This window comes from Brevibacillus sp. DP1.3A (assembly GCF_013284245.2).
GTDB lineage: Bacteria > Bacillota > Bacilli > Brevibacillales > Brevibacillaceae > Brevibacillus.
Genome location: NZ_CP085876.1, coordinates 1,437,272 through 1,463,017 on the forward strand (window position 1 = coordinate 1,437,272; position 25,746 = coordinate 1,463,017).

Below are 25,746 nucleotides of genomic sequence, written 5' to 3' on the forward strand. Positions count from 1 at the left end.
CTACTTCCATAAAAGATTTGGTTTGTGTTCGGTATTGTGTACAGCGCGGACAAAGCGAATGGTTTTGGTTTTAGCACGCATGACGATCGAATGAGTTTCCACCATATCATCACCGAGATAGCGCACGCCTTGCAACAGCTCTCCATCAGAGACGCCTGTTGCCGCGAAAATGGCGTCGTCCCCTTTGACCAGATCGTTCAGCGTCAAGAGCTGCTCCGGATTGTCTAGTCCCATTTTGATGCAGCGCTCGCGCTCGCTGTCGTTTTGCGGCTTGAGCTGGGCTTGCATGTCGCCACCCAAGCACTTGATCGCCGCGGCACTGATCACGCCCTCTGGCGCACCACCGATACCCAAGAACAGGTCAATCCCTGTATGGGGCAGACAAGCAGCAATCGCAGCACCCACATCGCCATCTCCAAAAAGCTTCACTCGTGCACCCTTTTCGCGAATGGCGTCAATAATCGCTTGGTGGCGGTCGCGTTCCTGAATAATGACCGTCACATCTTGCACGCGCTTGTTATTTGCTTTTGCTACAACCTCTATCATTTTATCCACGGGATCGTAAAGGTTGATTTGTCCGGCAGCACGTTTGCCGACAGCCATTTTCATCATGTACATGTCTGGTGCATGCAACAGTGTTCCACGGTCACCGATGGCGATAACAGACATGGCATTGTTGTGACCCTTGGCGACAATCGTCGTTCCTTCTAGCGGATCAACCGCCACATCTACCTCAGGCCCACCTGCTTCCGGGTTGCCGAGCTTTTCACCGATATAGAGCATGGGGGCCTCATCCAGTTCACCTTCGCCAATGACGACGGTACCCCTCATGTTGATCGTATCAAACATGGCGCGCATGGCGCTGGTCGCTGCTCCATCTGCTTCATTCTTTTTCCCGCGTCCCATCCAGTGAGAAGAGGCGAGTGCAGCCATTTCCGTTACCCGCACAATTTCCAGAGCCAATTCGCGTTCCACAGTGTGTTCCTCCCCTTATGCTTGCCGGCAAAAATTCACCCCATCATTGTAACATAAAGTAATACGTGATTCGTGACAGGTCGTACAAATTTGGTATACTGAGGGATGAAAAGAGGTGAAACCGGTGAGCAATTCCTATTTGCAGGAAGGGGAATTGGTGCTTCTCGTCCTGGTGCTAACATTTGTGTTTACCGTTTACTACTCAAAACGCAAATCAAAAAAGCGAAAGTAAGGAGAAATATATGTACGACGTGAATACAAAACGAATCGACCAAGTATTGGAACATATGTCTCGTATGCTTGATCTGTTGGACAAGCTCAGCGAACGAGGAGCCGAAGCGGTTTTGGCGGATGAAGTAGCTGTTGCAGCGATGGAGCGAGCCCTGCACTTGTCTATCGAAGGAATAGTGGATGTTGGAAACGCACTGATCGATGGATTCATTATGCGAGATCCAGGAAGCTACAGCGACATCGTGGAAATTTTACGGGATGAGCAAGTTATCACGGATGAACAGGCTTTGATCCTGACACGTGTAACTGATTTCCGCAAGCACCTGGTCAATGATTATACAACTGTGCCGGTCAATGAGATGTACAGCCTGGTAGAAGAAGCTGCTGGTACTATTCGTCAGTTTGAGCCACAGGTGAGAGCTTTCCTGAAAAAAGAACTGTTTTAAAAGTGTTTTCAATCCATAACCAACGTAGCGGATATTTTATACAAAAGACTTTCGTTTGTTTACTAAAACGTCTTCATCCACTACAATAGGGAGAAAGGACGGTGATACGTATGACAAACGAAGGAACGTCCACTCGTGATCAAATCCTGCACATGCTCAAAGTCAAAGGTTCACTCCCTGTCAGCGACATGGCCGTCGAGCTAGGGATTACTGAAATGGCGGTTCGACGTCATTTGAACACCCTGGAGAGAGATAATTTGATCAAGTCTACGCTTGTTCGCCAAGCGATGGGACGCCCAACGAATGTTTATTCATTGTCGCAGGAAGCAGACGAACTGTTCCCGCGCAATTATTCTCATTTGACATTAGATTTTTTACAAGACATAAAGGAAATCGATGGTTTGTCCAAAATAGAGATGCTATTTAGACGCCGCGAGAATCGCTTGGAGGAGACTTATCGCTCCCACATGCAAGGTGACTTGGAAAATCGTGTAGCCAAGCTGGCCGAGCTGCAAAACGATAAAGGCTACATGGTGGAATGGGAAAAGGACGAAAATGGAGACGGCTATCGGATTCAGGAGTTCAATTGCCCAATCTCGCAAGTAGCTCGTGAATTCAACCAAGCGTGCAGCTGTGAGCTCTCCTTGTTCCGTCGGGTTTTGAATGCCAATGTCGAGCAAACCACATGCATGGCAAAAGGCGGAGACAAATGCGTGTTTCACATCAAGGAAGCGAAATAAGCTAGCCATAACGAAAGTCCACTCGAGCTGGGTGGATTTTTTCTTTGTTTACAAAATTTACCAGGCACAGGATTCGGTTAGAGTCCTGTGCCTTTTTTTCTATAATCAGGCAGGCATTAAGTACCTTTTTGCTCCATTCTAGCAATCTTAATGTTGTTTTAACGTTTTCTTTATGTTGGACATTTACTATTTATAGTGTAAAAAAACAACGAAACACACAGAAAACAACAGAAAGGTGGAATGATATCAGGATAATATTGGTGAATCGGATGGGCGTCGTGACGAAAAACAGTTGAGGAGAGATCCGTAATGAAAATGAAAAAAATGGTATCAAGTATAGCTGCTTCTGCCATCTTGTTGGGTGGGATCCTGCCAGTCGTTGATTCCGCTCATGCAAAAACCAAATCTCCCGAGAAAAAGATGACGATGACATTTGACGTGATCAGTGACATCCAAGGAGACCTCCGAGATTTTGATCACGTTTTGCAAGACATCAATGAGGAAAATCCAAAATCCAAAGCATTGATCATTAACGGTGATATTACTCCTCGCGGTTACGATTTTGAATATCAAGCCGTGCAAGATGTGCTCGATAAAAATCCTCACCCTGAAAATGTGTGGTCCAGCATTGGCAATCATGAGTTTTATGTGCCGAAGTGGAAGAATCCCCAAACACTTGCACAAAGTACATGGCCAAACGGCACAACGGAAGAAGAGTTGTTCGATAACTTTTACGAATTCAGTGGAGAAGACAAAGTCTATCACCAAAAAGAAATTGATGGATATCCCTTCCTCTTCCTCGGCACAGAAAAATACATGAAATACCACGATCCAAAATTGTGGGATGAAGTATACATGAGCGACGAGCAACTGGATTGGCTGAAAGATAATCTGAAGCGTTATAGCAAGAAGGACAAGAATAAGCCCATTTTTGTATTCTCCCACCATGTGCTCCCGGACAGTATCTCGGGCTCCAGACAAAATCCATACACGAACGATTACCTGGATGTGGACAAGCTCCTTGACATCTTGAAAGACTATCCGCAAGTCGTTCTCTTCACGAGCCACACCCATTGGGATCTGAACCTGCCGGACTGGGCAGGCAAAAAGAAAGTCAAAGGCGGAGACAAACGCGGCTTTACCGTCGTAAACACGGCCGGCATTGAAACGGGATGGATGTCAGCCGGTCCAGACGGGGGCGAAAAAGTCACGCCGGATGGAGGGGCTTTCAAGCAAGGACTGCGCTTGCAAGTGTACGGTAATGATGTCGTCATCCAAGCGTATGACTACCAACACGACAAAGTAATTAAGAAGCTCAGCATCCGTTATGGAAAAATCGAGCAGTTGCCGCCGGATGTACAGGCGGATGATGATAATAATGTGCTTGTCAACGCGACGCAATACATGGAGTACGCAGTTGGCAAGCAAAAAAACTGGCGGGATTATGATCCCGAAAATCCACCGACATTTCCAGGATTCCAGATCGTGTATGTCCGTCATAAAGGGGAAATGAACCTGGAAGCCGGTACGCCAATTATGGTCAAATTCAAGAAATAACGGGATTGACAAAATCGTGACGATGAGAGAAGAGACGACTCGACAAAAAGCAGGAAGCGGTGGAAAGCCGTTTCCTGTTTTTTTGCGATAGAAAGGACGAAGGTTTACACTAAGAGGGAAGAGCTTGTACAACCGGCTTACGACAACAGATGGGAGATGGATCAAAGTGAAACAATACAAAGGCTACTTGCTTGATCTAGATGGAACGATTTATCGGGGAAAAGAAGCGATTCCGGGAGCCGCAGCATTCATCACCCACTTACAAACACATCAGATTCCGTATTTATTCCTGACCAACAATTCTTCAGCCTCTGCACAGCACGTCGCAGAACGGCTGGTAGCAATGGGCATAGAAGCACAGGCTCAGGACGTGTATACCACGAGCATGGCGACCGCTACCTATTTACGAGAGCAAGCACCAGCGGGTACATGCGTTTACGTGATTGGAGAGGCGGGCTTGCATGATCAGCTGACGGATGCAGGCTATGTGATTACAGAAGAAGATCCGGCTTATGTCATCGTTGGGATTGATCGTGCCTTTACGTATGAAAAGCTGGCGATCGCCGCACGCGCTATCCGTGCAGGAGCAACTTTTATCGCTACAAATGCAGATGCAGCCTTGCCGACTGATGCTGGTCTGTTCCCCGGCAATGGTTCACTGGTGGCAGCCGTCTCCGTTGCCTCCGCGACCAAACCTATCGTGATTGGCAAACCGGAGTCCATCATCGTCCGTTACGCTCTAGATCAGCTTGGTACAGCTACGGCTGACACGCTGATCGTCGGGGACAATTTATATACGGACATTGAGGCAGGTGCCAACAGCGGCTTGGACAGCTTGCTCGTTTTGACAGGCTATTCCACGCGCGAAGAAGCAGACAAGCATCATGCTACGCCTACCCATATTGCGGAAGACTTGCCTGAATGGCAGCAACGAATCTCCCTATGATTCTGCGCATTCTTCCTGCTGCTTCTGGCGGTGGGCAATACGGCTGGAGGCGGCTGCTGCGACCGCACCGACGAGATCGTCCAAAAAAGTATGGACACCAAAACGCTTGTCGTTGAGATCGGCGAGTTTGCCGTGCTTCAGCTTGTCTACATAACCGAAGTTGGTGAATCCAATGCTCCCGTATAGGTTGACGATGGCGAGGGCGAGTACCTCGTCTATGCCATACAGAGGCTCGTCTGATTCAATAATCGCCTGAAGCGGGGGCAGCAGCTGCTTTTGTTCGGCGAGGATGTCGAGTTGAATTCCGGTCAGCAACGCGTTTTGGACCTCACGTTTTTTCAAGACGGCAGCAACACTGTCCAGACACATGTTCAAGGTGATGTCCGGGATGTATTTTGACTGCAGGAACATGACGATTTCAGCAATGTCGTTCATACTGACTCCTCGTTTTTTCAAAAGCTCAATAACGAAGTCCAGACAACTCTCGCTATTTAGTGGATGCTCACTCATGCTTGTGGTTCCTCCTTTTTAACGTGCGTGTTCAAAAAGCCGACTTTTCAGCACCCAGAAAGTCGGCATGAATGTATCTAGTATCTGCATACAGATAGGCACCTATCCCGATCCAATGACATACAATGCCAGAAGAGCAGTCTGCAAGGAGGGTGAACGACTGTATGGAAGAAAAAGAGCTTCTTCAGGAGAAGTACGGTTTTGAACTCCAGGGATATCGCACGACGGGGGCAAGCAAGGTACTGGAAACGGATCGAGGCCTTTACTACATGTTCGAGGCGCCAGCCGGATATAAATACAAAAGCAAGTTTATTGAGAAAGTAAAACAGCATTTGAGTCAACAGCAAAACATTCGCTTGTTAAAGCTGGTGAATACAACAAGCGGGCAGGCTCACATCGTTGATGATGAGCAGCTTTACTATTTATATAGAGGCGTGCGAGAGGCGGCTCCAGACAATCCACATTATTCCAGTGGTCAGTCACTCGCACAGTTCCATCTGGCCACGAGTGATTTTTCATCTGACAAGATGTTTATCCCCTTTAGCTCTCTTGGCAACTGGCCGAGCACGTGGCGCAAAAAGCTACGGAATTTTAATGAGTATCGGGATGAGATGGATGAGGAAAATGTAGAGCTCGCGCCAATGGATGAATATTTGTTGACCTGCTTCACGTACATTACTCAACTCGGGGAATTGTCCGTTCAATATTTGTTGGATGCTGGATACGATAAAGTCGTGAAGGAAACAGCTGGTCTCGGGAAAGTAGCCTACCAAAATTTTGATCAAGGGTATATGCTATGGAAAGAGAAGGATGTACGTCTAATGGCAGGTGAATGGAACTGGGTTCTTGATATGCGTACTCGTGATGTGGGGCAGTGGATCAAAGCCGAGACAAAGCGAAGCGGCTGGAATGAAGAGGCTGTGACCAGCTTTTTCGACGGCTACAACAGCGTCTCTGCTCTGCAGCCAGATGAATATGCCGTGATTTTTGCGCTCATGCTCTACCCAGGCAGGTTTTTGAAGCTCGTGGAGACCTATATGGAGTTACCGGTAGAAGAGCGCCAGGAAGTCAACATCCAAGCATGGCAAACGCAGTTGGAAGACGAGCTCGCGAAAATAGAAGACGGACTTCGTAAGTACCCCCTATTCATTGCACAGCGTTATGACGTATCCATTCCACAAATTGATTGGTTGTGGAGGAAAAAAGATGATCAAGCAACAAGTTTTCGTTACAAGGAAACTCAATCCTGAAGTGATCGCGATGCTTGAAAAAGTAGCCCAGGTCGAGCAATGGACAAAAAATACGCCGATTCCGCGTGAGCTGTTGCTGGAAAAGATTAAACATGTAGATGCCGTCTTGACCATGCTGACAGAACGAGTGGACGAGGAATTTTTGGCGTGTACCAAACGACTCCGAATCGTGGCGAACATGGCGGTCGGTTACGACAATATTGATCTGGAAGCGTGCAGACGACACGAGGTCATCGTAACCAACACGCCCGATGTGCTGACAGAGTCTACAGCCGATTTGGCTTTCGCTTTATTGATGGCAACAGGCCGCCGATTGACGGAAGCCAATCGATTTTTATTGCAGGGGGAATGGACATCGTGGAGTCCGACCCTCATGGCTGGACAAAATGTATATGGTTCGACTCTGGGGATTATTGGGATGGGACGAATTGGGGAAGCGGTGGCGAGACGCGCCAAAGGATTTGGCATGCGGATCTTGTATCACAACAGGAATCGCAAGCCGCAGGCTGAGCAAGAGACAGGAGCACGGTATGCTGATTTAGCGGAGCTTCTGCAAGAGTCCGATTACGTCGTTCTGCTTACACCGCTGACAGAGGACACACGCATGTTGATGGGGGAAAAACAATTTTCGCTCATGAAAGAAACCGCTGTGTTTATCAATGTTTCTCGTGGCGGGACAGTCGATGAGTCTGCACTGTATCAAGCGTTGGTAGATAAAAAAATTTGGGCGGCTGGCTTGGACGTTTTTGCAGTCGAGCCTGTCCCGATGGATAACCCGCTCTTGCAACTGCCGAATGTAGTCGCATTGCCACATATCGGTAGTGCAACAGTGCAAACGAGGGCGGAGATGGCGAGGCTGGCTGCTGCTAATATCGTAGCGGTGCTAAGTGGAAGGGGACCACTGACTGCCGTATGAACACGTTCTTTGTTTTGATTGCAGGACTCCTCGTGCTTCTCTTGATTGCAGCAGTAGCCGTTTCGTTTCACGTAACCTGGCGCTTGACTCATCCTGTACGAAAACCGATTCACATGGAACCCCGAGATTTTGGAATCGAACAGGCGGAGTCCGTTGTTTTTTCGAGCAGAGAAACAAAGATTTCGTTGGCTGGATGGTACTTGTCGGCAAAAAAAAATGGGCGGGTTTCGAATGGAAAAACGCTGATCTTTGCTCACGGATATAGTCAAAACAGATTAGAGCCACATCTGCCAGCGTTGTCTCTGGCTGCAAGACTGGTTCAGGCCGGCTTTGATGTATTGATGTTCGACTTTCGCAATGCGGGGGAGTCCAGCAAAGCACTGACTACGATTGGTCTTCGGGAACAGCAAGACCTGCTTGGGGCCATCGATTTTGCAGCAGCGAAGAAGCCGGAGCACAGACTCGGCCTCGTCGGATTTTCCATGGGGGCGGCAACCTCCTTGATGGTTGGCGGAGTGGATGAACGCATCACAGCGATTGTGGCAGATTCACCGTTCTATTCCTTGCGTGAATACTTGGCTGAGAACTTGCCGCAGTGGACGGGCCTGCCACGAGCTCCATTCAACTGGCTCATTCTTACCTTGTGTCCTGTTTTGCTAGGAGCCAACCCGCGAGACGTCAATCCATATCAGGCAGTCCAGCAAGCGAACAAACCGATTCTTTTTATACACGGGACAGGCGATACGACGATCCCACTGGTAAACAGCGAACGACTCTTTGAGCTGACCCAAGACGAAGATTCTGAGATTTGGATCGTACCGCGAGCGGGGCACGTCCGTAGCTATGCGTTAGTTCCTGAAGAATACGGGAAGCGTGTCATTGCCTTTTTGGAAAAAGGAAGGGAAAAGTAGAAATGAAAAAAGCAGCTACGCGGTTGCTGTAGCTGCTTTCAGGTCGATGTGACTGGATTAGAATACTTGTTGAACTTCTTTGATGCCTGGGATTTCTTCCACCAGTGCACGCTCGATTCCTGCTTTCAGGGTGATGGTAGAGGAAGGGCAGCTACCGCAAGCACCCATCAGGCGCAGCTTCACGATGCCATCTTCTACATCAACGAGTTGTACGTCTCCGCCGTCACGTTGCAGGTAAGGACGCAGTTTATCGAGAACTTCTTGTACTTGATCCATGATATCCATGTTACATTCACTCCTTTCCAACCTCTCCTTTATTATAATCATACCATGGTGAGAAATCCATGGCTTACATGCCCTGTTGACACTTTGAAATTCCACTTACACACCGAAGTTTAGTAGCATGGACTTTTTGTAATCTTTGCATGTTATAATGAAAAAGAAAGAAGCAAGTACTTCAATATAAGGAGTCAGATCTTCGTGAACGTATTTCGCAATGTGAAGGAACTGATTGGTAATACGCCGATCGTCGAAATTACACAATTTGAGCTCCCTGAAGGTGTCCGCTTGTTCGCCAAGCTGGAGTATTTTAACCCAGGAGGCAGCGTAAAAGACAGACTCGGCATGGAGTTGATTCGTGCCGCAGAGGAGAATGGCCAATTGGCCCCAGGTGGTACCATTATCGAACCGACAGCAGGAAATACAGGAATTGGTGTAGCGCTGGCCGCTGTAGGAACTGGTTATAAAGTCATCTTCTGCGTACCAGCGAAGTTTTCCGAGGAAAAGCAAGAGCTGATGCGTGCTCTTGGAGCAGAAGTCGTCAATACACCAACAGAGTTGGGGATTAAGGGTGCAATCGCCAAGGCAAAAGAACTCGCAGAATCGATTCCAGGTGCTTTTGTACCACAGCAATTTGCTAACCCAGCGAATCCAGATGCACACTACAAGACAACAGGTCCGGAAATTTGGAGTCAAATGGACGGCCAAGTAAACGTATTTGTGGCAGGCGCGGGTTCTGGCGGTACTTTCATGGGTGCTGCTCGCTACTTGAAGGAACAAAACCCAAACGTAAAAACGGTAATTGTCGAGCCAGAAGGTTCCATCTTGAATGGGGGAGAATCCGGCCCGCATAAAACAGAAGGGATCGGCATGGAGTTTTTGCCTCCGTTCATGGATACGAGCTACTTCAACGCCATTCACACGATTCTCGATGTGGAAGCATTCGATCTGGTCAAGCAGCTGGCAGCCAAGGAAGGCTTGCTCGTAGGCAGCTCCTCAGGTGCAGCCATGGCAGCGGCACTCCGCGAAGCAAGAGAAGCAGCTCCAGGGACGAATATCGTTACACTGTTTGCCGACGGCAGCGAACGTTATCTAAGCAAGAAAATTTACCAGGGGGGAATTTAAGATGCGTATCAAAACTCGTCTGATCCACGGCGGAATCGATGGAGATCCACATACAGGAGCCGTATCCGTTCCAATTTACCAGGTAAGTACTTATAAACAGGAAGCCATTGGTGTTCACAAGGGCTTTGAATACTCCCGTACCGGGAACCCGACCCGTCACGCATTGGAAACATACATCGCAGAAATTGAAGGCGGCGCTCGCGGCTTTGCATTTGGTTCGGGTATGGCGGCACTCTCTACCATCCTCTCCATGTTTAACAAAGGCGACCATCTCGTGGTAGGTGACGATGTATACGGTGGTACTTACCGCGTCGTTACACGTGTATTCTCCCGTATGGGTCTGGAAGCAACCTATGTAGATACGAGTGATCTGGCAGCAGTAGAGGCGGCAATTCGCCCGGAAACCAAAGCAATCATTATGGAAACACCGACAAACCCGCTGCTGAAAGTAAGTGACATCAGCGCGTTGGCAGGCATCGCGAAAGCAAAAGGCGTTCTTCTCGTAGTAGACAACACGTTTATGACACCTTACTGGCAAAATCCGCTGGATCTCGGTGCTGACATCGTGTTCCATAGCGCAACGAAATATTTGGGCGGACACAGCGACGTGGTAGCAGGTCTGGTTGTAGCAAAAGATGCGCAAGTGGGCGAAGACCTCCATTTTGTGCAAAATGCAATTGGCGGTGTGCTTGGACCACAAGATTCTTGGCTGTTGCTGCGCGGTATGAAGACGCTGGGAATTCGGATGGAAGAGCATGAGCACAATGCTCGTACGCTGGCAAAATGGCTGTCTGAGCGCAGCGATATCAAACGCGTGATCTATCCTGGTCTGTCCAGCCATTCCGGTCATGAGCTGATTCAAAAGCAAGCGCGTGGCTTCGGTGGCATGATTTCCTTCGACGTAGGCAGCGCAGAGCGTGCTGACGAAGTGTTGGCAAAGGTAAAATACTACACGCTAGCAGAATCGCTGGGTGCGGTGGAGAGCTTGATCAGCGTACCTGCACGCATGACACATGCTTCTATCCCGGCGGAGCGCCGTGCTGAACTGGGCATTACGGATGGCTTGGTGCGCATCTCTGTTGGTATTGAAGATGTTCAGGACTTGATCGAGGACCTGGACCAAGCATTGTCCTAAGCTTGCTGACCCGGGGAGGGCGGATATAGTGACTGTCGATATCAAGGTTTTTGGAACAGAGCAATTGTGCGCAAGCTGCGTCAATTTGCCATCTGCAAAGGAAACAGCCGAGTGGCTGGAGGCGGCACTCTCTCGCAAATATGGGAGTGACAGCATCCGCATCGTTTATAGCGACTTTCAACAGCCGCAGACAGACGATGACAAAAGCTGGGCGAATCGCATTATCGAGGAAGATTTATGGTATCCGCTTGTCGTAATTTCCGGGGAAATTGTCGGTGAGGGAAATCCGAAGTTAAAAGATATCTATGAAAAGCTGGAGAGCATGGGTGTACAGCCGATTGCTTCTTTGGCAGAATAAGATCGCTCAAAAAACGACCAGATGATCTATATCTGGTCGTTTTTCTTTTTAGAGTAACAGTCTGAGCGCAACTTTGAAGGTCAAGAAGCGTTTAACTAGCATCGAAAGAAAAAAGGGTGACTTTTCTATGTTTGGAAAAAAGATGGCGTTTAGCGTTCTAGCATGCTCCCTTTGTTTATCCACCATACTTGTTACCCCATCTGCTACAAATATTGCAGAAGCAAACACAGCGAGCTACCGAATTACATATAAACTTCCGCCCAATCCGGAAAAATACTTGTTTTTGAATGTACAGATGGTCTCTATTAGTAATCCGCATCCATTGTCTTTGCAACTGCGCCCTTATTCATCCGATGACTATATAATCGACATGGAAACGGAAGAATCGTATCACAAAATGAATTTCTCTTATCGCGTGAAATTCTTATCCTCGAAAAAAGGATTTCTCTGGAATCTGTATCACTTTATCGGTACTCTACCTCCAGCATATCCGGCTGACATGAATCTGGATGAGCTAGACCAAGGCATTAAGAATACGGACGCCTATTCAAATGAGGGGAGAGCTCTACGAGAAACCAGAGCCCAAAGCAATATGAATGCCCGCCTGCAGCCTCTTGTTCAAGCCGGTTACGTCATGCCAAATGAGATCGACGATGGGATCGCAACGAAGGAGTTCGTCGCGACCGTTCTGTATCGGATGTTCGGAACCGTTCGACCTTACCACGGAGGAATTGATCTGAAGGATTCGGAGAATGTCGCTGTGCGCTGGGCAGTTGAAGTAGGCTTGCCGGGTTATGTAGTAGATAGCGAAGGCTATATTTATCCTGATTCACCGCTTAGCATGGAATCCGGTCCGGAAAAATACGCACAGGAGCATGCGTATGATCGTCTGCAGCATTTTATGAAACTCATTCTTCCCGGGAAAAAGACTGAATCTGGTTGGGAGTACTATCAGGTGAAATTAGCACCGGGCATGGTGCCGACACAACCGCGCGATCTCATTTCAGTCAATGGAAAGCCCTATAATGATGATCCTGTTTACTCTATTACAGAGACCCAAGAATACCAAAATGCTAGTAGAAAAATCGGGCAGTACTTTATTCCGAAGTTTCCCCAAATGCTCGATCAAGCACGTAAGGATGCCCTTAAGCCTCGGGCATGGGACTGGAGCCGCGATCTAATTCACCATCCTCATTTTTCCAAGGAGATTGCCGCCTATCGTAAAAACAAAAGCAGCAAAAATCTGAATGCCGTCTACCAAGCTGTAAGAAAGCACTACAACCTCAGTATCCGTCAAGACTCGGCTGCCATTATCAAAAGTGTGCTGGATAACGTCAAGTAACGTGCTGTTTACTATTTGTATATCATTCGTAAACATTTTGTAACGAACGAGAGCAGGCTTCGTCCTATAGTAGTAAATGTAACCAATAACTTACCATCTAGTGGAGGCCATAACGATGAATAAAAAATGGATGAAGCCTGTTACATATTTGCTGCTTGCAGGAGTTGTAGGCGTAGCTGGATTTTCTGCAATGAATACACAAGTAGCTCACGCAGACTCTGAAAAAGGAAAGTTGTTTTCTGCCGCAGCGGAATTGAAGCTCGCGAAAAACACCTATGTGATCGATCAAAAAACAGCTGATGTGAATGGCGATAAGAAGGATGACATCGTATACCTGATTGGCGAAAAAGAAAAAGCGGATGACATCAATTCCTCCACTATGAACATCGTAGTGAAAGACGGAAAATCCGGCGCTTATAGCCAAACGGATATCAAAGAGCTGGGCGGCTATGAAGGCGAGCTGACTCTCGTAGACTTCACGGGTGATCATGTTGCGGATGCCTTCGTGAAAACAGCGACTGGCGGAAGCGGCGGTGTTTACAGCCACGTAATCGCTACCTTTGAAAACAACAAACCAGCTGTGATTTTTGGTGAAAAGGAAAACGAAGGAATCCGTTACGAGGGGAAATTTGTAGATGGCTTTAAAGTAGAGGGCAAAGGCTCCCACCTGGATAAGCCACTGACGCTTGACGTAAGTGCCAACCAGGATGTATACGTAGCTGCCAAGCTGTATGACAAAGCAGGCAAAGTACAGCCAACAGAAGATGCTGTTTCTGTATTCTCTTATCCATTCGGTTCTTTGACTCCAGTCGATATGGATGCGAACGGTACATTTGAGCTGGTAGGTGAGCAACGCCTTGTAGGAATGAACAACACAGATACCGTTTCCCGCATCAACTCCGTATGGGGCTACCAAGGTGACGGCAAATGGAATCCATGGGAAGTAGAATATTCTACTTTCTTGAAAAAACACCCAGGTGAAGCGATCAACACGATGATTGAAAAGTAATAATTGTAGAGCTTGATCCGCAGCCTCCTTTTCATGACGGAAATGAAAAAAGGAGGCTGTTTTTCGTTGCCAGCGAATGGTTCTACCAACCGACTTTTTCTCATATGGATTTTGGGTACAGGGGTAACCAAAGGAGGAAAAGCGGATGGACCAACCGATTGCTCGTTACTACGAGCTGAAGGAAATTCAAAAGCAGGTAGAGGAAGAGTTGAACGAGCTGCGGAGTAAACTGATTGAAGCTTACAGCGAAGCAGGCAGCGTAGAGGAAGGCGAATACAAGCTGCTGATCTCCTACCAGGAGCGGCGAGAATACAACGATGACCGTCTTTACAACGCCTTGCCAGATCCTTCGCTTTGGCGCCTCATGTCGAAGGCGGATACAGGGAAAATCTCCAGTCTACTCAAGCTGAATGTCATTCAAGAGAAGGTACTGGCAGACACCTTTGAACCGAAAAAAGTACCTGTTTTACGTGTCCAAAAGCGATAAACCAGCTAAATGAGGAAACCGTCAGGATTAATCTTGACGGTTTTTTTGCATTGGGAGAATTATTTTGTATAATGGAATAATATTGAAAATTCCTGTTTTTTCCTTGTGTTTTTCTAGCGAATTTTCCATAGAAAGAGGTATCCCTCATGAAAATAGGTTTGGCTCAGACGATGTTTCCTCAATCAGCGGAGGAGGGGCTCGCGATCATCAAGCAGCAGATGATCAACGCTGCGGAAAATAATTGCGATCTGATTTGCTTTCCTGAATCGGTGATTCCAGGGCTGCGCGGTGTAGGCTATGAAGTGGAAGCATACGATCATGAGGTGCAACAGAGAGCTTTGGAAGAGATTCGTGCTCTGGCGAAGGAGCGCCAGCTCGCCGTCATTTTACCGATGGAATGGAAGGATGAGCGCGGCTATCATCTAGTCGCCTTTGTGGTGGGAAAACAGGGAGAAGATCTTGGGCTACAAATCAAAAATCAGATCGATCCTGATGAGGATCTTTTTGACTATGTCCCGGGCGAAGGGCGCCAATTGTTTACGATAGAGGATGTGTCGTTTGGCATTGTCATCTGCCACGAAGGATGGCGATATCCAGAGACGGTACGGTGGGCGGCACGCCGCGGGGCGAGCATCGTTTTCCATCCGATGTTTACAGGGGAAGTGAGCAATCCCGACTTTTACAACGGGGCAATGGTTTGCCGAAGCTTGGAAAACAACATCTACTTCGCCAGCGTGAACTACGCGATTCCGAATCAACAGGTGACGACGACAATGATCTCACCTACGGGGGAACGGCTGTGTGTGGCAAAAGCAGGCGCCGAGGAGCTGCTCGTGTGCGAAATTGATCCTGCGAGAGCTACATGTTTGCTGGCCCAGCGCTTCCGACCTGAATTGGTTAAATAGGAAGTTATACAAAAAGAAAACCTGTTAGACCATCCGGCCAACAGGCTTGTGCACTATCCCATATGCTTTTTGTACATCCATAGCTGACCGCTCTTGATGACACGAGCCATCTGACCGACCAGAGACATTTTCCCCATGCTAGCAAAGCCTTCCTTTTTGCCGAGGGAACCGAGAAAGCCTTTGTGCTTGAGAGCAGGCAATGAAGCTGGATACTCCTCGCCTTTGATGTCTTTTTTCAACATCAAGGCAACTTGCTCGCCTTGGATCTCAGCGGTTTGTGCGCTCGGCGCGATGATGGTGCTTGCACAGTCACCTACCACATACACGTTCGTATGGGATGGGATTTGATGATACTGATTTAGTTTGGCGCGTCCGATGTTATCTGTTTCGATCGGCAGAGAGCGCACGATTTTGTTCGCTTGAATACCTGCTGTCCATACAATAACATCACTTTCAACAGGCTGGTTGTGGTTGTACACGATCCCTTGCTCGATGCTAGTGACATTCGCCATAGAAACAAGCTGTACATCGTGCTCAATGAACCATTGAGAAGCATATTCCTGAAGCTTTTTCGGGAATGGGCTCAAAATGTTTTGACCGCGGTCGATAATGCGTACATTCAGGTCGGGACGGCTTTCGCGCAGTTCAGCAGCCATTTCCACTCCGGAAAGACCACCGCCCACAACGCTAACCGTGCCGTATGGGTTCACATTATTGATTGCCATGTATGTGTTGCGAGTAGCTCCCATGGTTTGAATTGAACATGTAAATTGATCAGCACCAGGGATATCATGGTAACGATCCTCACAACCCAATCCGACTACAAGCCAATCGTAGGAGAGGGTGTCCCCGTTAGCAAAATTGACGACCTGCTCGTCCAATTCCACGCCAGCAATTTCACCGTATTTGACGGTCAGTCGTGGATCGTTTGGAAAATTAACACGCAGGTGAGATTCCGGTGTAGTACCTGCCGCCAGAGCGTAATACTCTGTTTTCAAGCCATGAAACGGCATACGGTCTACGAGGGTTATAAACACGTCATCTGGTAAATCAGGGGACAGGACTCGCTCAATAATACGAAGACCCCCGTATCCTCCTCCAAGGATCACAAGTCGTTTCATAGAAGGTCTAGTCCTTTCTTCTGTCCGTTTTTTACAGCACCCACTCTATTTTTAGTCTCTTTCACTAAAAATGCAAGCAGAATCTTTTTCCCGTTTTCTCCGCTGGATTTTTATCAAAGTCGCGGTACAATAAAGTACGTGATGATGTCGAAATAATCGGTAGGTGACAATAGATGAAACCACTAGTAGAATTTTGCGCGAGCAATGTTTCCTCCTATACGCAATCCGTCGTGGATGCATTGGAAAATGATCCTGATCTGGATGTGGACGTACTCGAGTACGGCTGTCTGGGGTATTGCGGTGAATGCTACATGGAGCCATTCGCGCTCGTAAACGGCACATTGGTACAAGCTCCAACAGCCGATGAATTACTGGTAAAAATCAAGAATAAATTACGGGAGGAAGAAGAGCTGCTGAATGCAGACTTTCCTCTGTAAGTTGTTCTCTTAGGATGTTCATTGGGGAGCATGATCAACCGTGCACGTATCAAAATAGTAAAGCTGATGCCCAATTGATTTGGAGCATCAGCTTTTTTTATGGATTAATGTTCTTTGATCACGTTGTAGAAGGTATCGCGTTCCAGCGCGCGTTTTCCTGCGCCTTTGATCAACCAAACCAACTCATCTACAGTCAGAGCTTGCTGGGTAAGTGCACCGGCTGAGTGGCTGATGCGCTCCTCGATCAAGGTTCCATGAGCATCGGAAATTCCCATTTGCAGAGAAAGTTGTGTGAGCTGGGTACCGATGTTGATGAAGTATGCTTTGACATGCTGGAAGTTATCGAGCATCAGACGGCTGATCGCCATTGTTTTCAAATCATCAATGGCAGAGTTGCGGCGTTTGATACCAGCTGTTGCTTGGATCGGTTGAACAGCCAATGGAATGAACACCATGAAGCCGTTTGTGTCATCTTGCAGCTCGCGCAGGCGGAGCATGTGAATCACGCGCTCTTCCAATGTCTCGATGGAGCCGTACAGCATGGTGGTATGTGTTTTCAAGCCCAACTCATGAGCCGTGCGGTGTACTTGCAGGTACATGTCTGTACTTGCTTTTTCCGGGCTCATTTTCATACGATAGCGCTCAGTCAAAATCTCAGCGCCACCGCCAGTGAGGCTTTGGAGACCAGCTTTCATCAGCTCTTGCAATACCTCGCGGATGGATAGGCCGGAAATGCGGGAGAAGAACTCAATCTCCGCACCTGTATACGATTTAATCGTCACATCCGGGTACGCTTTTCTCAAGGTACGAAGGGTGTCGAGGTAGTATTCAAATGGCTTGTGCTGGTTATGTCCGCCAACGATATGGAATTCACGGATACCCGGATGGAAGCGAGTTTCTACATAATGAAGCAACTCTTCCATGCTCATTGTGTAGGCACCTTCATCCCCTTCATCGCGGCGGAAGCCACAGAATCTGCAATGAGCTTCACATACGTTCGTTGGGTTGATGTACAGATTTTGCAAAAAGTAAACGTTATCCTGATTCTTGCGATAGTTAACAACGTTAGCCAATTGTCCAATCGTCAAAAGATCGTTGGAATTAAAAAGGGTGACACCGTCTTCCAAGGTAAGTCTTTCGCCATGCATGACTTTTTCTGCGATTCCGGCGAGAGATTTGTCTTGTATGGCAATCGTTTCAAGCGCCATTCCAAACACTTCCTTTCAAAGTCAATGGTTCTTAGATGAAAGAGCTTTAATCCAGTCGTACCCAATCGATATTCGTTCCATGGGAGTGGAAAGGCTCTTAGGAATAGAGTAAATCTCGGACAACAAGAGCACCTATATTATAAACCTCTTGGTAAGTACGAACAATATCATAAGTTCTCCAACTCTCTAGAAGGAAGTTTTGTATGTAAAAATATAACAATTACCGTCGTATTTTTGGTATATTTTCGGAAATTAAGTAATTTTTGTTTGCGAAATTCTAGCTGTTCTTGTAAAATATAGTAAGAAAGCCTGATCTATTACTAGGAGGAGCTTCAAATGCGGGACGTTTTGCTCGAGAAAATCGAACTCCTTCGACAGCGTATGGTATATATGGGGTTAGAGTTTGGGTTAGATCATCCAGATGTCCTAGAATACAGTATACAAATTGATCAACTACACAACGAACTGAACCAGATCGATCATAGTCTGTCTAAGGCAGGGAACCGGAAGAAAGCTTATAGATTTTATCTAATGGAAAATAATGCACATTTTGCATAGGAAGGGGAAACCCTTCTTTTTTATTTGTAAAGAGAGAATGAGCGCGTAAAGTGCAGGGGAACCTTGTGGGAAGAAGCGTTTCTTAGTAAACTGAATATACTGGTTGTAACAAGTGCAGGAATAATGAGCCTGTGAAGGAGGGAAAGAAGCATGATTACATTGACAGAGCGCGCCAGTCTGAAAGTAAAAGAAATGCTGGCAGCAGAAGGCAAGCCCGATGTGTTTTTGCGGGTAGGTGTCAGAACAGGTGGTTGCAGCGGCTTTACCTACGGGATGGGCTGGGACGAAGAGATAAAAGAAGGCGACGAGACCTTCGAGCAAAACGGTGTGAAAATTATTGTCGATAAGGACAGCTACCCATACATTAAAGGTACAGAGATCGATTTCAAGGAATCGATGATGGGCGGAGGCTTCTCTATCGAGAACCCGAATGCAGTCGCTTCTTGTGGGTGTGGCTCTTCGTTTAAGACGGCACTCGCTGAAGGCAAAGCGGAGAAATGTGACGACTAAGGCCTTTTGCTAGTATTTGGTGAATAATACTAATAGAGACCTCTTTGACTTGTGCGGAAATTTCGCATGAGTTGAAGAGGTTTTTTTGTTGGGAGTATTCGGATGAAAATTTCCAAATCGTGTCACAAAATGACGCCTTTGTTTGTTATACGTGCGAATCGGCGGTGAGAGGGCTTGGATCATAACGAAATGGAGCAAGCGCTAAAGGAGGTCAGAGCGGGGGATATCGACCACTTTTGTTTGATCATCGATGCGATGCAAAAGATCGGCACACGGTTTTTTTCGGCATGCCTTGAATCCTGCTCTGACGAAAAAAGATTTACTGATGATTGCCGAGAAATTGAAATAGAGAACATCTATCGGTAAATGTAACATTTATCCAAATGCACACGTATTTACAAGAGCAGCTCCTTTTTGGAGACTGCTCTTAGCTCACTTTTAGGCAAAAGCATGAGTAAGGAGTGAAGAAGTTGGCTGATGTTACACAAGAACAAAAAGGCTTGCAGTGGCTATTGCTGGGGGCATTTGGGAGCGGCTTACTGTTTGACTGGATGTTTTACAGTAAAGGATTGGGTATCTCTTTTCTATTGTTCGTAATCGGCTTGTACGGTCTCTTTATTTGGCAGGCTAGGCAACGCATTCATTTACGCTTTTCCCGAAAGCAAGTATTCGACTGGATATGGTCGCTTCCGATTTTTCTATTGGCCTTTACCTTTTTTCTATTTTCCAATCCGCATTTTCACCTGTTCAACCTGTTACTGATCCCGTTTCTATTCGTGATCCAAACGATCCTGATCACCAAGCGTCATCAAGCGAAATGGTACGAGGCAGGCTTTTTCATGGAGATGATGGAGACATTGCTCCTTTACACCCCGAAGTATACGCGCCTGCCATTTAAGCTGACAAAGGAATGGATCAAGGGTAGGGTGAATCAGGAGAAGTATGGGGTGATGAAGAAGGTTTTCATAGGAATCGGCATCTCGGTGCCTCTATTGGTGATTGTACTCTCCTTGCTCTCGAATGCGGATAGTGTGTTTGGACATTTTCTGGGTCAAATACCGCGAAGGGTGATTGATGTCGATTCACTTGAAGCAATCTTTCGAATGATGCTAATCGGGCTCATTACGATCCTTGTGTTTGCTTACATGTATTCTCTTTTCGGGAAACGAGAAGAAGTAGTGGAATTGCCTGTACCCGGAGATGACAAAAAGATCGTTTGGGACGGAGTTATCCTTGTAACGATTCTGGCGATCATCAATATCGTGTACACAGCGTTTACATACATTCAGATATCGTATTTGTTCAGCGGGGCGAAGCGAGTTTTACCAGATGAATTGACGTACGCCGAGTATGCTAGAAATGGCTTCAATGAGCTGGTGACGGTCACCGTCATTAATTTCTTGATTCTCCTATGCACGATGCATTTCGCATCACGGGCAAAACCAATGCTCTACCGGATCATTCAAGTTCTGCTGAGTATGTTGACGATTTGTACGGGCTTCATGCTCGTGTCCGCCTATTTTCGCCTCTCGCTGTATGAGGATGCTTACGGGTATACACATACGCGGCTGTTAGCTCACGTTTTCATGATATTTCTGTTTGTGTTGTTTAACATTGCTCTCTTGAAAATTTGGCGCGACCGTTTCTCCCTGATCAAGTATTACGCGATTGTGACACTAGTGAGTTACGTCATTCTGAATTACATCAATATGGACGTCATCATTGCTAAAAACAATGTACAGCGCTATCATGCGACTGGCCACATCGACATCGAGTATTTGAGCGAGCTGTCTTATGACGCGATACCAGTGGTTATGGAGCTTGTGAGGGATAAAAAGGTAGAAGAGAGGTTTATGGAGATGCTGCAGGAGCGGAAAGAGATTTTGTATGAGGACAATAGCTGGCAGTCCTTTAATCTCTCGGAGTATCGGGCGAAAGCTTATCTTCCATGAAATTAGGGGACGGAGACGAGGTGATCTATCGTCTCCGTTTTGTTTGGAACAAGAAAAGATAGAACAAGATTCCCACTAGGATGATGACCACGGTCCCTGTAAATAGATAATCGTTCCATACTAGATTGGCGGAACTGATAGGCATTGCACCAGGACCTAACGCTTGCAAGTCCTCTCCAGCAGCTGACTTGATGGCTGTTCGTGTACAGATGTTGGTCTCTAGCTCATTTAGCTCCCAATAAGACGCATAGACAAGATATTCTTGACCGGGTTGAAAAGGGATGCCGCATGCACCTCCAAGACCGCTGGTGACGATCTGAACTTGTGTCTGATCCACTCCTTTCCACGTGGACTGTACCTCGAAAATAACAGCAAAGCCCCCCCGCTCTGGTTTATCCCAAAAGGGAAGCCAACGTAGCCAGTCTGTTCGCTCATTTACCTGGAGTACCTTGCCTGTAAATACAGCGGTAGACTGATCCTTTGCTGTTAAAGGGTCAGGAGGTCTGGCACAACTACAGGCCGACGCAGGAAAAGGCTCGATGAAAAAGGTGAAAAGAATCACGAACGAGAAAAATGTAAGAATACCTTGAGCGTTCCTAAAAATCATCACTGATCCACTCCTCTAAACCATAAGACGGGGAAAAGAGAGGATTGTTCCGAAAATGATGACAACGATTATTTTGTATATCTTGGTGGGAATAATCTTTCTTGCCTACCATACGACTTATGTCAAAACGTCGACAGTGAAGCTGACGATCCCTTCTGTACCCCCACTTACATTGGTTCATCTTTCCGATCCTCATGGACGAACACGGTTTTGGAATGGAGAGTTGCACAAACTGGTGAATGTTCACGATCCGGATTTGGTGATAGTGACGGGAGATTTGACACAGGACAGCGGGCAGTTGACGAGTGTGTTGAATGAGCTAGCGAAAATAAAGAGCGAGGATGGGATATACTTCGTCCCTGGCAATTACGAGAGAGAAGCAGGAAGATTTCGCAAAAAAGCCTATTCCGCTGCTGTTTCCGATTCCCAAAAAGAGGCTTGGCAACAGGTAATGACGGTGTTGGAAAACGAGAGTACGGTGATAGAAAAGGATGGCAGTCGCATTTGGATATACGGCTTCGATAATTCGATTTACGGCAATGAACGGCGTCCTAGGAAAGAGATCCAGCAGGCGAACTTGACGATATTTTTGGCTCACTCTCCCAATATTATCTCGTTGATTCACAACGAGGGTTTAAAAGCTGACCTTCTCTTGACCGGACACACCCACGGGGGACAAGTTCGCTTGTTCAACCGTACTGTTGGTGCCTATAAGCATTTTCATGTCGGGCAAAAAGAGGATCAATCCGTTGGCGTATTTGGCATCAGTCGCGGGCTTGGTACTTCTAGGCTGCCAATCCGGCTGAATTGCTTTGCAGAGATCACGGTATACGCGATCAATCAATCATGAACGCTCGTGTTCATCAATCGTTCCTCAATTCGTCACTGTTCGTTCACACGATCCCAGATTTTGGATTGATTTCATCGAGTAAGATGGAAGTGTAGAAAAAGAAGAAAGAAGGGGTCATTGTGAACAAGAAGTGGGGTATGTTGGTTTCTTCAGTTGCATTGTCTGCAATGTTGATTACAGCATGCGGCGGAGGAAAGGATCAAGCTGCTAGCACGGATGCAGCGGCTCCTGCAGCGACTACTGGCACACAAGTGAATATCGAAGCTAGTAACTGGAAATTCAATCAAGAAACCTTTGAAGTAAAAGCTGGCGAAGAGTTCACGCTCAACTTTAAGTCGACAGAAGGCTTTCACGGTATTGGTATCCAAGGGCTGGATGTAGACCTCCAAAAAGATGGCAGCAAAACGATGAAAATCGATACAGCTGGTGAGTACACCATCTTTTGCAACGTGATTTGTGGACCGGATCATGGCAAAATGGTAGCAAAATTAGTCGTGAAATAATTCGATTCTCTTAATGGAATAAAACAACAAACAAGCACTTTGGCCTGCATAGCGGGTCAAGGTGTTTTTTCATTTCACAGGTGGGGGCATACTACATGGGTAGCCACTCATCGAGTAAGGGAGGGAACCACATGTCCAAGCACAACAATAAAGACAAACGCCCAACAGAAGCATCCGCCGGCTCACGCAGTACTCCTCCGAAAACGGGAGAGAACACTGGGCATAATTTGCGGAAAGAAGATCGATCGTAGCATACAAGAGAGAAGCTAGCAGGCAAAGGTCCTCCCATGACGGAGGGCTTTTTTGCTTGTCATATACATGTTTTCGCGATTTTTGCACATGGTAAGGAGGAAAAGTTTTCAAGTCGGTGATGCGATCCAAAAAGGAGATGAGTGACTCTGGATAAGAAACACTACTACGTGACCTTGCAAGCAGGAACGACAGTGGCAGAAATCCGCGATGAAAAAGGTTCCGCCACGTATGATTTTGAGATCGAAGCGACCGATGTTCAAGTAGGCATGATGCGAGATTTGTTCAATAACTGCGTCCATGGGGATTTCATGATGTGGATGCATGGGCATACGCTATGGTCTGACATGCCGGATCGGGACAACGACGAATACGATGACAACCTGAGGGCCATCTACCAACTCATTTATCAGTATGGCACTGAAAAAACAAAAAGTGATCTCGAGCAAATGGGCCTTGTAAAACTATTGGGGTTGGATAGAGAAGAGTTGCGCCCTTTTTAACGGATCAATCATAGACGTTTTCTACCAGAAGGAGTGAATAGTATGAAGATGTGGAAGCAAGGAATGATGACAACAGCGCTGGTAATGGGTCTCGCCATGCCAGGTGTTGCGTTGGCCCAAGATGTATCTGCAACAGTTGACCAGGTGATCAAGCCGACTCACAGCCATGATGAGCATGGGGAGAAGCACATGAAGGTGCGACACAGCTCAAACAGAGGCGTTCATCAAAAAATGTACATGCTCTTGCTAGCGGAAAAATATGCACCAGATAGCGTGGTGAAATGGCAGGCAGCGTTTAAAGAACGTGATCGGTTAATGAGCGAGTTCGAGGCGCTGAGTGACGACCCGAAGTGGCAAGCGAAGCGTGAAGAACGCAAACAACTGATCAACAAGCTGAATGAACAAGTGAAAAAGGGCGAAATCACCAACGAACAGATGGAAAAGCAGTTCAAGGATTGGAAAGACAAAAACATGGGGCCAAAAGAAGAGCGTGACGCCCGAAAAGCTCGGATCGAGCAAATGAAAAAAACACACGAAGCTTTTGACTCGGCGATTGAATCTGGCGAAACAGCCAAGATTAAGGAGTCACTCCAGCAAATGCTGGAACAAATGCAAGCAAATAATTCTCGCATGGCGGAAAAGCTGGCCATGAAGAAAAAATAACGTTACGAACAAAAAAGGACGTGACCGACTTACTGGTAGGCGTCCTTTTTCATATCTGTTACAAGCATAGCGGGTGTCCATTCATTCAGGAAGACCATCTGTTCGGTTTGGCAGGAGGGACACCAGCCTGTATGGATGCAGTGGTGGCGTGTACGATCTATGTAACCATTGTCCATCTTGGCATCGTCTATCTCCCGGTACGGGCTGTAGCTTCCATAAAAGTCATACAGACGGCCTGCATCTTGCAGAGCTTGACCGCACGTTGAACACGCTTGTTGGAGCGGCGTGAAGCCATTGCAAACTGGGCACAGATGATTCAAAGTGTAATCGCCTCCTCGTTGTTGCTTCTACTGTGCACGCCAACAAAAGCGGTTATGCAATGGAATGAAAAATCCCTGTCGCAGCCATCGGAGGCAACAACAGGGACCAAACATTTTTACGATTTGAAGTTGTCCATGCTGGAAGAATGACCAGGCTGCAATTTGGCATCCGGATTAAAGTAGGAAACCGCGTTGTTTACAGCAGTAGGTGCTTCACCAAATCCGACAGCGATCAGCTTGACCTTACCAGGGTAGGTTGCGATGTCGCCTGCTGCGAAAATGCCTGGAATGTTTGATTCCATGCGGGTATCGACCACGATGGAGCCTTTTTCGAGCTCCAGCCCCCAGTTCTTGATCGGACCGAGAGAGGAGATGAAGCCAAAGTTGACAATGACTGCATCAACTTCCAGATCGATTTCTTCTTTTGTCGTGCAATGGGTCAGCGTGAGTTTTTCGATGCGCTCCTCACCGTGCAAAGCTGCAATTTCGTATGGTGTTGTGACGTTTACTTTGGAGGACATGAGCATTTCTACGCTGTGTTCATGTGCGCGGAACTTGTCTCTGCGATGGATGAGGTGTACTTCTTTTGCGATAGGTTCTAGCATGAGGGACCAGTCCAGAGCGGAATCACCGCCGCCAATAACAGCTACACGCTGTCCCTTGAAGGAGTTCAGATCGGTAACAAAATAGTGCAGATTGGATTTTTCATATTTGACGGCATCTGGGTGTTCCAGCCTGCGAGGTTCGAACGCTCCTACCCCAGCAGTGATGATTACGGATTTGGAGTAGTGAGTGCCTTTGTCCGTTGTGATTTCAAACACATCGTCTACTTTTTTTACGACATTTTCCACTTTTTCTTCCAGACAAACGGTTTGCTGAAAGCGGGAAATCTGATCTTTCAGATTATTGATCAAATCTTGTGCTAAAACCTTTGGAAATCCGGCTACATCATATATGTACTTCTCCGGATAAAGAGCGGATAACTGCCCACCTAACTGGGGCATGCTCTCAATGATTTTTACACTGGCCTGCCTCATCCCGCCGTAAAAAGCGGTAAATAACCCGGCAGGGCCGCCACCAATGATCGTAATGTCGTAGATTTGCTCGTCCTTTTGTAGAAAGTTCAATCCAAAGCACCTCCGA

At 47.1% G+C, this 25,746-nt stretch carries 30 protein-coding genes; 22 read left to right on the forward strand and 8 right to left on the reverse strand.

Annotation, left to right across the window (positions count from 1 at the left end):
• On the reverse strand, positions 1-975 hold the full coding sequence (gene glpX, locus HP399_RS06655) for a class II fructose-bisphosphatase (protein WP_173616496.1): 975 nt from the start codon (positions 973-975) through the stop codon (positions 1-3).
• Positions 976-1,217: 242 nt separating this feature from the next.
• On the opposite strand from glpX, the gene HP399_RS06660 reads away from it, so the two are divergent.
• The 4 genes from HP399_RS06660 to HP399_RS06675 all read left to right on the forward strand — a co-directional run bounded on the left by HP399_RS06660 (position 1,218) and on the right by HP399_RS06675 (position 4,895).
• Positions 1,218-1,652 carry a DUF86 domain-containing protein gene (locus tag HP399_RS06660; RefSeq protein ID WP_173616495.1) on the forward strand — a complete coding sequence of 145 codons (435 nt, stop codon included), beginning with the start codon at positions 1,218-1,220 and terminating at the stop codon, positions 1,650-1,652.
• 110 nt (positions 1,653-1,762) lie between these two features.
• Entirely contained in the window at positions 1,763-2,392 is a 630-nt protein-coding gene (locus HP399_RS06665; protein WP_007715773.1) for a helix-turn-helix transcriptional regulator, read from the forward strand.
• Between the two features lie 315 nt (positions 2,393-2,707).
• The gene (locus HP399_RS06670; protein ID WP_173616983.1) at positions 2,708-3,949 is read left to right on the forward strand and encodes a DUF4073 domain-containing protein; all 1,242 of its coding nucleotides are present in this window, start codon (positions 2,708-2,710) and stop codon (positions 3,947-3,949) included.
• 166 nt (positions 3,950-4,115) lie between these two features.
• Complete coding sequence (locus tag HP399_RS06675; protein ID WP_173616982.1) at positions 4,116-4,895, forward strand: TIGR01457 family HAD-type hydrolase; 780 nt, start codon at positions 4,116-4,118, stop codon at positions 4,893-4,895.
• Here HP399_RS06675 and HP399_RS06680 read toward each other — a convergent pair.
• Positions 4,890-5,405 carry a phosphatidylglycerophosphatase A family protein gene (locus HP399_RS06680; protein ID WP_173616494.1) on the reverse strand — a complete coding sequence of 172 codons (516 nt, stop codon included), beginning with the start codon at positions 5,403-5,405 and terminating at the stop codon, positions 4,890-4,892. The genes HP399_RS06675 and HP399_RS06680 overlap by 6 nt on opposite strands.
• Before the next feature lie 164 nt (positions 5,406-5,569).
• On the opposite strand from HP399_RS06680, the gene HP399_RS06685 reads away from it, so the two are divergent.
• The 3 genes from HP399_RS06685 to HP399_RS06695 are packed head-to-tail and all read left to right on the forward strand — an operon-like array spanning position 5,570 to position 8,482.
• Entirely contained in the window at positions 5,570-6,655 is a 1,086-nt protein-coding gene (locus HP399_RS06685; protein ID WP_173616493.1) for a protein kinase family protein, read from the forward strand.
• Positions 6,612-7,571 (forward strand): 2-hydroxyacid dehydrogenase, encoded by a 960-nt coding sequence (locus tag HP399_RS06690; RefSeq protein ID WP_173616492.1) that lies wholly within the window; start codon positions 6,612-6,614, stop codon positions 7,569-7,571. Before HP399_RS06685 ends, HP399_RS06690 begins: the two co-directional genes overlap by 44 nt.
• Positions 7,568-8,482, forward strand: coding sequence for an alpha/beta hydrolase (locus HP399_RS06695; protein ID WP_173616491.1), 915 nt, complete (start codon positions 7,568-7,570; stop codon positions 8,480-8,482). Before HP399_RS06690 ends, HP399_RS06695 begins: the two co-directional genes overlap by 4 nt.
• A 57-nt stretch (positions 8,483-8,539) precedes the next feature.
• On the opposite strand, the gene HP399_RS06700 is transcribed toward HP399_RS06695, so the two are convergent.
• Positions 8,540-8,767, reverse strand: coding sequence for a NifU family protein (locus HP399_RS06700; RefSeq protein WP_007715787.1), 228 nt, complete (start codon positions 8,765-8,767; stop codon positions 8,540-8,542).
• Positions 8,768-8,962: 195 nt separating this feature from the next.
• Between HP399_RS06700 and cysK the strand changes: the two genes are divergently transcribed.
• The 7 genes from cysK (at position 8,963) to HP399_RS06735 (ending at position 15,122) form a co-directional block, all read left to right on the forward strand.
• Entirely contained in the window at positions 8,963-9,886 is a 924-nt protein-coding gene (gene cysK / locus HP399_RS06705) for a cysteine synthase A (RefSeq protein ID WP_007715789.1), read from the forward strand.
• Between the two features lies 1 nt (position 9,887).
• Positions 9,888-11,021, forward strand: a complete 1,134-nt coding sequence (locus HP399_RS06710; RefSeq protein ID WP_015893022.1) for a bifunctional cystathionine gamma-lyase/homocysteine desulfhydrase — start codon at positions 9,888-9,890, stop codon at positions 11,019-11,021.
• A 28-nt stretch (positions 11,022-11,049) separates the two neighbouring features.
• On the forward strand, positions 11,050-11,379 hold the full coding sequence (locus tag HP399_RS06715; RefSeq protein WP_007715795.1) for a YuzD family protein: 330 nt from the start codon (positions 11,050-11,052) through the stop codon (positions 11,377-11,379).
• Between the two features lie 127 nt (positions 11,380-11,506).
• Positions 11,507-12,721 carry a hypothetical protein gene (locus tag HP399_RS06720; RefSeq protein WP_228088465.1) on the forward strand — a complete coding sequence of 405 codons (1,215 nt, stop codon included), beginning with the start codon at positions 11,507-11,509 and terminating at the stop codon, positions 12,719-12,721.
• Positions 12,722-12,836: 115 nt separating this feature from the next.
• Positions 12,837-13,730, forward strand: a complete 894-nt coding sequence (locus HP399_RS06725; protein ID WP_173616490.1) for a hypothetical protein — start codon at positions 12,837-12,839, stop codon at positions 13,728-13,730.
• 145 nt (positions 13,731-13,875) lie between these two features.
• Complete coding sequence (locus HP399_RS06730; RefSeq protein ID WP_173616489.1) at positions 13,876-14,217, forward strand: hypothetical protein; 342 nt, start codon at positions 13,876-13,878, stop codon at positions 14,215-14,217.
• A gap of 146 nt (positions 14,218-14,363) precedes the next feature.
• The gene (locus HP399_RS06735; RefSeq protein WP_173616488.1) at positions 14,364-15,122 is read left to right on the forward strand and encodes a carbon-nitrogen hydrolase family protein; all 759 of its coding nucleotides are present in this window, start codon (positions 14,364-14,366) and stop codon (positions 15,120-15,122) included.
• 53 nt (positions 15,123-15,175) lie between these two features.
• Here HP399_RS06735 and HP399_RS06740 read toward each other — a convergent pair whose 3' ends face one another.
• Entirely contained in the window at positions 15,176-16,243 is a 1,068-nt protein-coding gene (locus HP399_RS06740) for an NAD(P)/FAD-dependent oxidoreductase (RefSeq protein WP_173616487.1), read from the reverse strand.
• A gap of 173 nt (positions 16,244-16,416) precedes the next feature.
• Between HP399_RS06740 and HP399_RS06745 the strand changes: the two genes are divergently transcribed.
• Positions 16,417-16,680 (forward strand): DUF1450 domain-containing protein, encoded by a 264-nt coding sequence (locus tag HP399_RS06745; protein WP_173616486.1) that lies wholly within the window; start codon positions 16,417-16,419, stop codon positions 16,678-16,680.
• A 104-nt stretch (positions 16,681-16,784) separates the two neighbouring features.
• On the opposite strand, the gene mqnE is transcribed toward HP399_RS06745, so the two are convergent.
• Positions 16,785-17,888 carry an aminofutalosine synthase MqnE gene (gene mqnE, locus HP399_RS06750; protein WP_007716767.1) on the reverse strand — a complete coding sequence of 368 codons (1,104 nt, stop codon included), beginning with the start codon at positions 17,886-17,888 and terminating at the stop codon, positions 16,785-16,787.
• Between the two features lie 336 nt (positions 17,889-18,224).
• On the opposite strand from mqnE, the gene HP399_RS06755 reads away from it, so the two are divergent.
• The 3 genes from HP399_RS06755 (at position 18,225) to HP399_RS06765 (ending at position 20,908) form a co-directional block, all read left to right on the forward strand.
• The gene (locus HP399_RS06755) at positions 18,225-18,446 is read left to right on the forward strand and encodes an aspartyl-phosphate phosphatase Spo0E family protein (protein ID WP_017251347.1); all 222 of its coding nucleotides are present in this window, start codon (positions 18,225-18,227) and stop codon (positions 18,444-18,446) included.
• A 150-nt stretch (positions 18,447-18,596) separates the two neighbouring features.
• Complete coding sequence (gene erpA, locus HP399_RS06760) at positions 18,597-18,956, forward strand: iron-sulfur cluster insertion protein ErpA (protein WP_173616485.1); 360 nt, start codon at positions 18,597-18,599, stop codon at positions 18,954-18,956.
• A gap of 461 nt (positions 18,957-19,417) precedes the next feature.
• Positions 19,418-20,908, forward strand: a complete 1,491-nt coding sequence (locus HP399_RS06765) for a DUF4153 domain-containing protein (protein ID WP_228088466.1) — start codon at positions 19,418-19,420, stop codon at positions 20,906-20,908.
• Between the two features lie 25 nt (positions 20,909-20,933).
• On the opposite strand, the gene HP399_RS06770 is transcribed toward HP399_RS06765, so the two are convergent.
• Complete coding sequence (locus HP399_RS06770; protein WP_217367427.1) at positions 20,934-21,515, reverse strand: hypothetical protein; 582 nt, start codon at positions 21,513-21,515, stop codon at positions 20,934-20,936.
• A 55-nt stretch (positions 21,516-21,570) separates the two neighbouring features.
• Between HP399_RS06770 and HP399_RS06775 the strand changes: the two genes are divergently transcribed.
• The 4 genes from HP399_RS06775 (at position 21,571) to HP399_RS06790 (ending at position 24,283) form a co-directional block, all read left to right on the forward strand.
• Positions 21,571-22,365 (forward strand): metallophosphoesterase, encoded by a 795-nt coding sequence (locus tag HP399_RS06775; RefSeq protein WP_173616482.1) that lies wholly within the window; start codon positions 21,571-21,573, stop codon positions 22,363-22,365.
• 119 nt (positions 22,366-22,484) lie between these two features.
• A complete protein-coding gene (locus tag HP399_RS06780; RefSeq protein WP_173616481.1) occupies positions 22,485-22,868 on the forward strand; it encodes a cupredoxin domain-containing protein in 384 nt (127 codons plus the stop codon).
• Between the two features lie 392 nt (positions 22,869-23,260).
• On the forward strand, positions 23,261-23,620 hold the full coding sequence (locus tag HP399_RS06785) for a hypothetical protein (RefSeq protein WP_007716752.1): 360 nt from the start codon (positions 23,261-23,263) through the stop codon (positions 23,618-23,620).
• A gap of 42 nt (positions 23,621-23,662) precedes the next feature.
• Entirely contained in the window at positions 23,663-24,283 is a 621-nt protein-coding gene (locus HP399_RS06790) for a hypothetical protein (RefSeq protein WP_173616480.1), read from the forward strand.
• A 29-nt stretch (positions 24,284-24,312) separates the two neighbouring features.
• On the opposite strand, the gene HP399_RS06795 is transcribed toward HP399_RS06790, so the two are convergent.
• Together HP399_RS06795 and HP399_RS06800 are read right to left on the reverse strand one after the other, a co-directional pair.
• Entirely contained in the window at positions 24,313-24,603 is a 291-nt protein-coding gene (locus tag HP399_RS06795; RefSeq protein ID WP_173616479.1) for a hypothetical protein, read from the reverse strand.
• Between the two features lie 116 nt (positions 24,604-24,719).
• Positions 24,720-25,730 carry an NAD(P)/FAD-dependent oxidoreductase gene (locus tag HP399_RS06800; protein WP_173616478.1) on the reverse strand — a complete coding sequence of 337 codons (1,011 nt, stop codon included), beginning with the start codon at positions 25,728-25,730 and terminating at the stop codon, positions 24,720-24,722.
• Positions 25,731-25,746 lie beyond the last annotated feature (16 nt).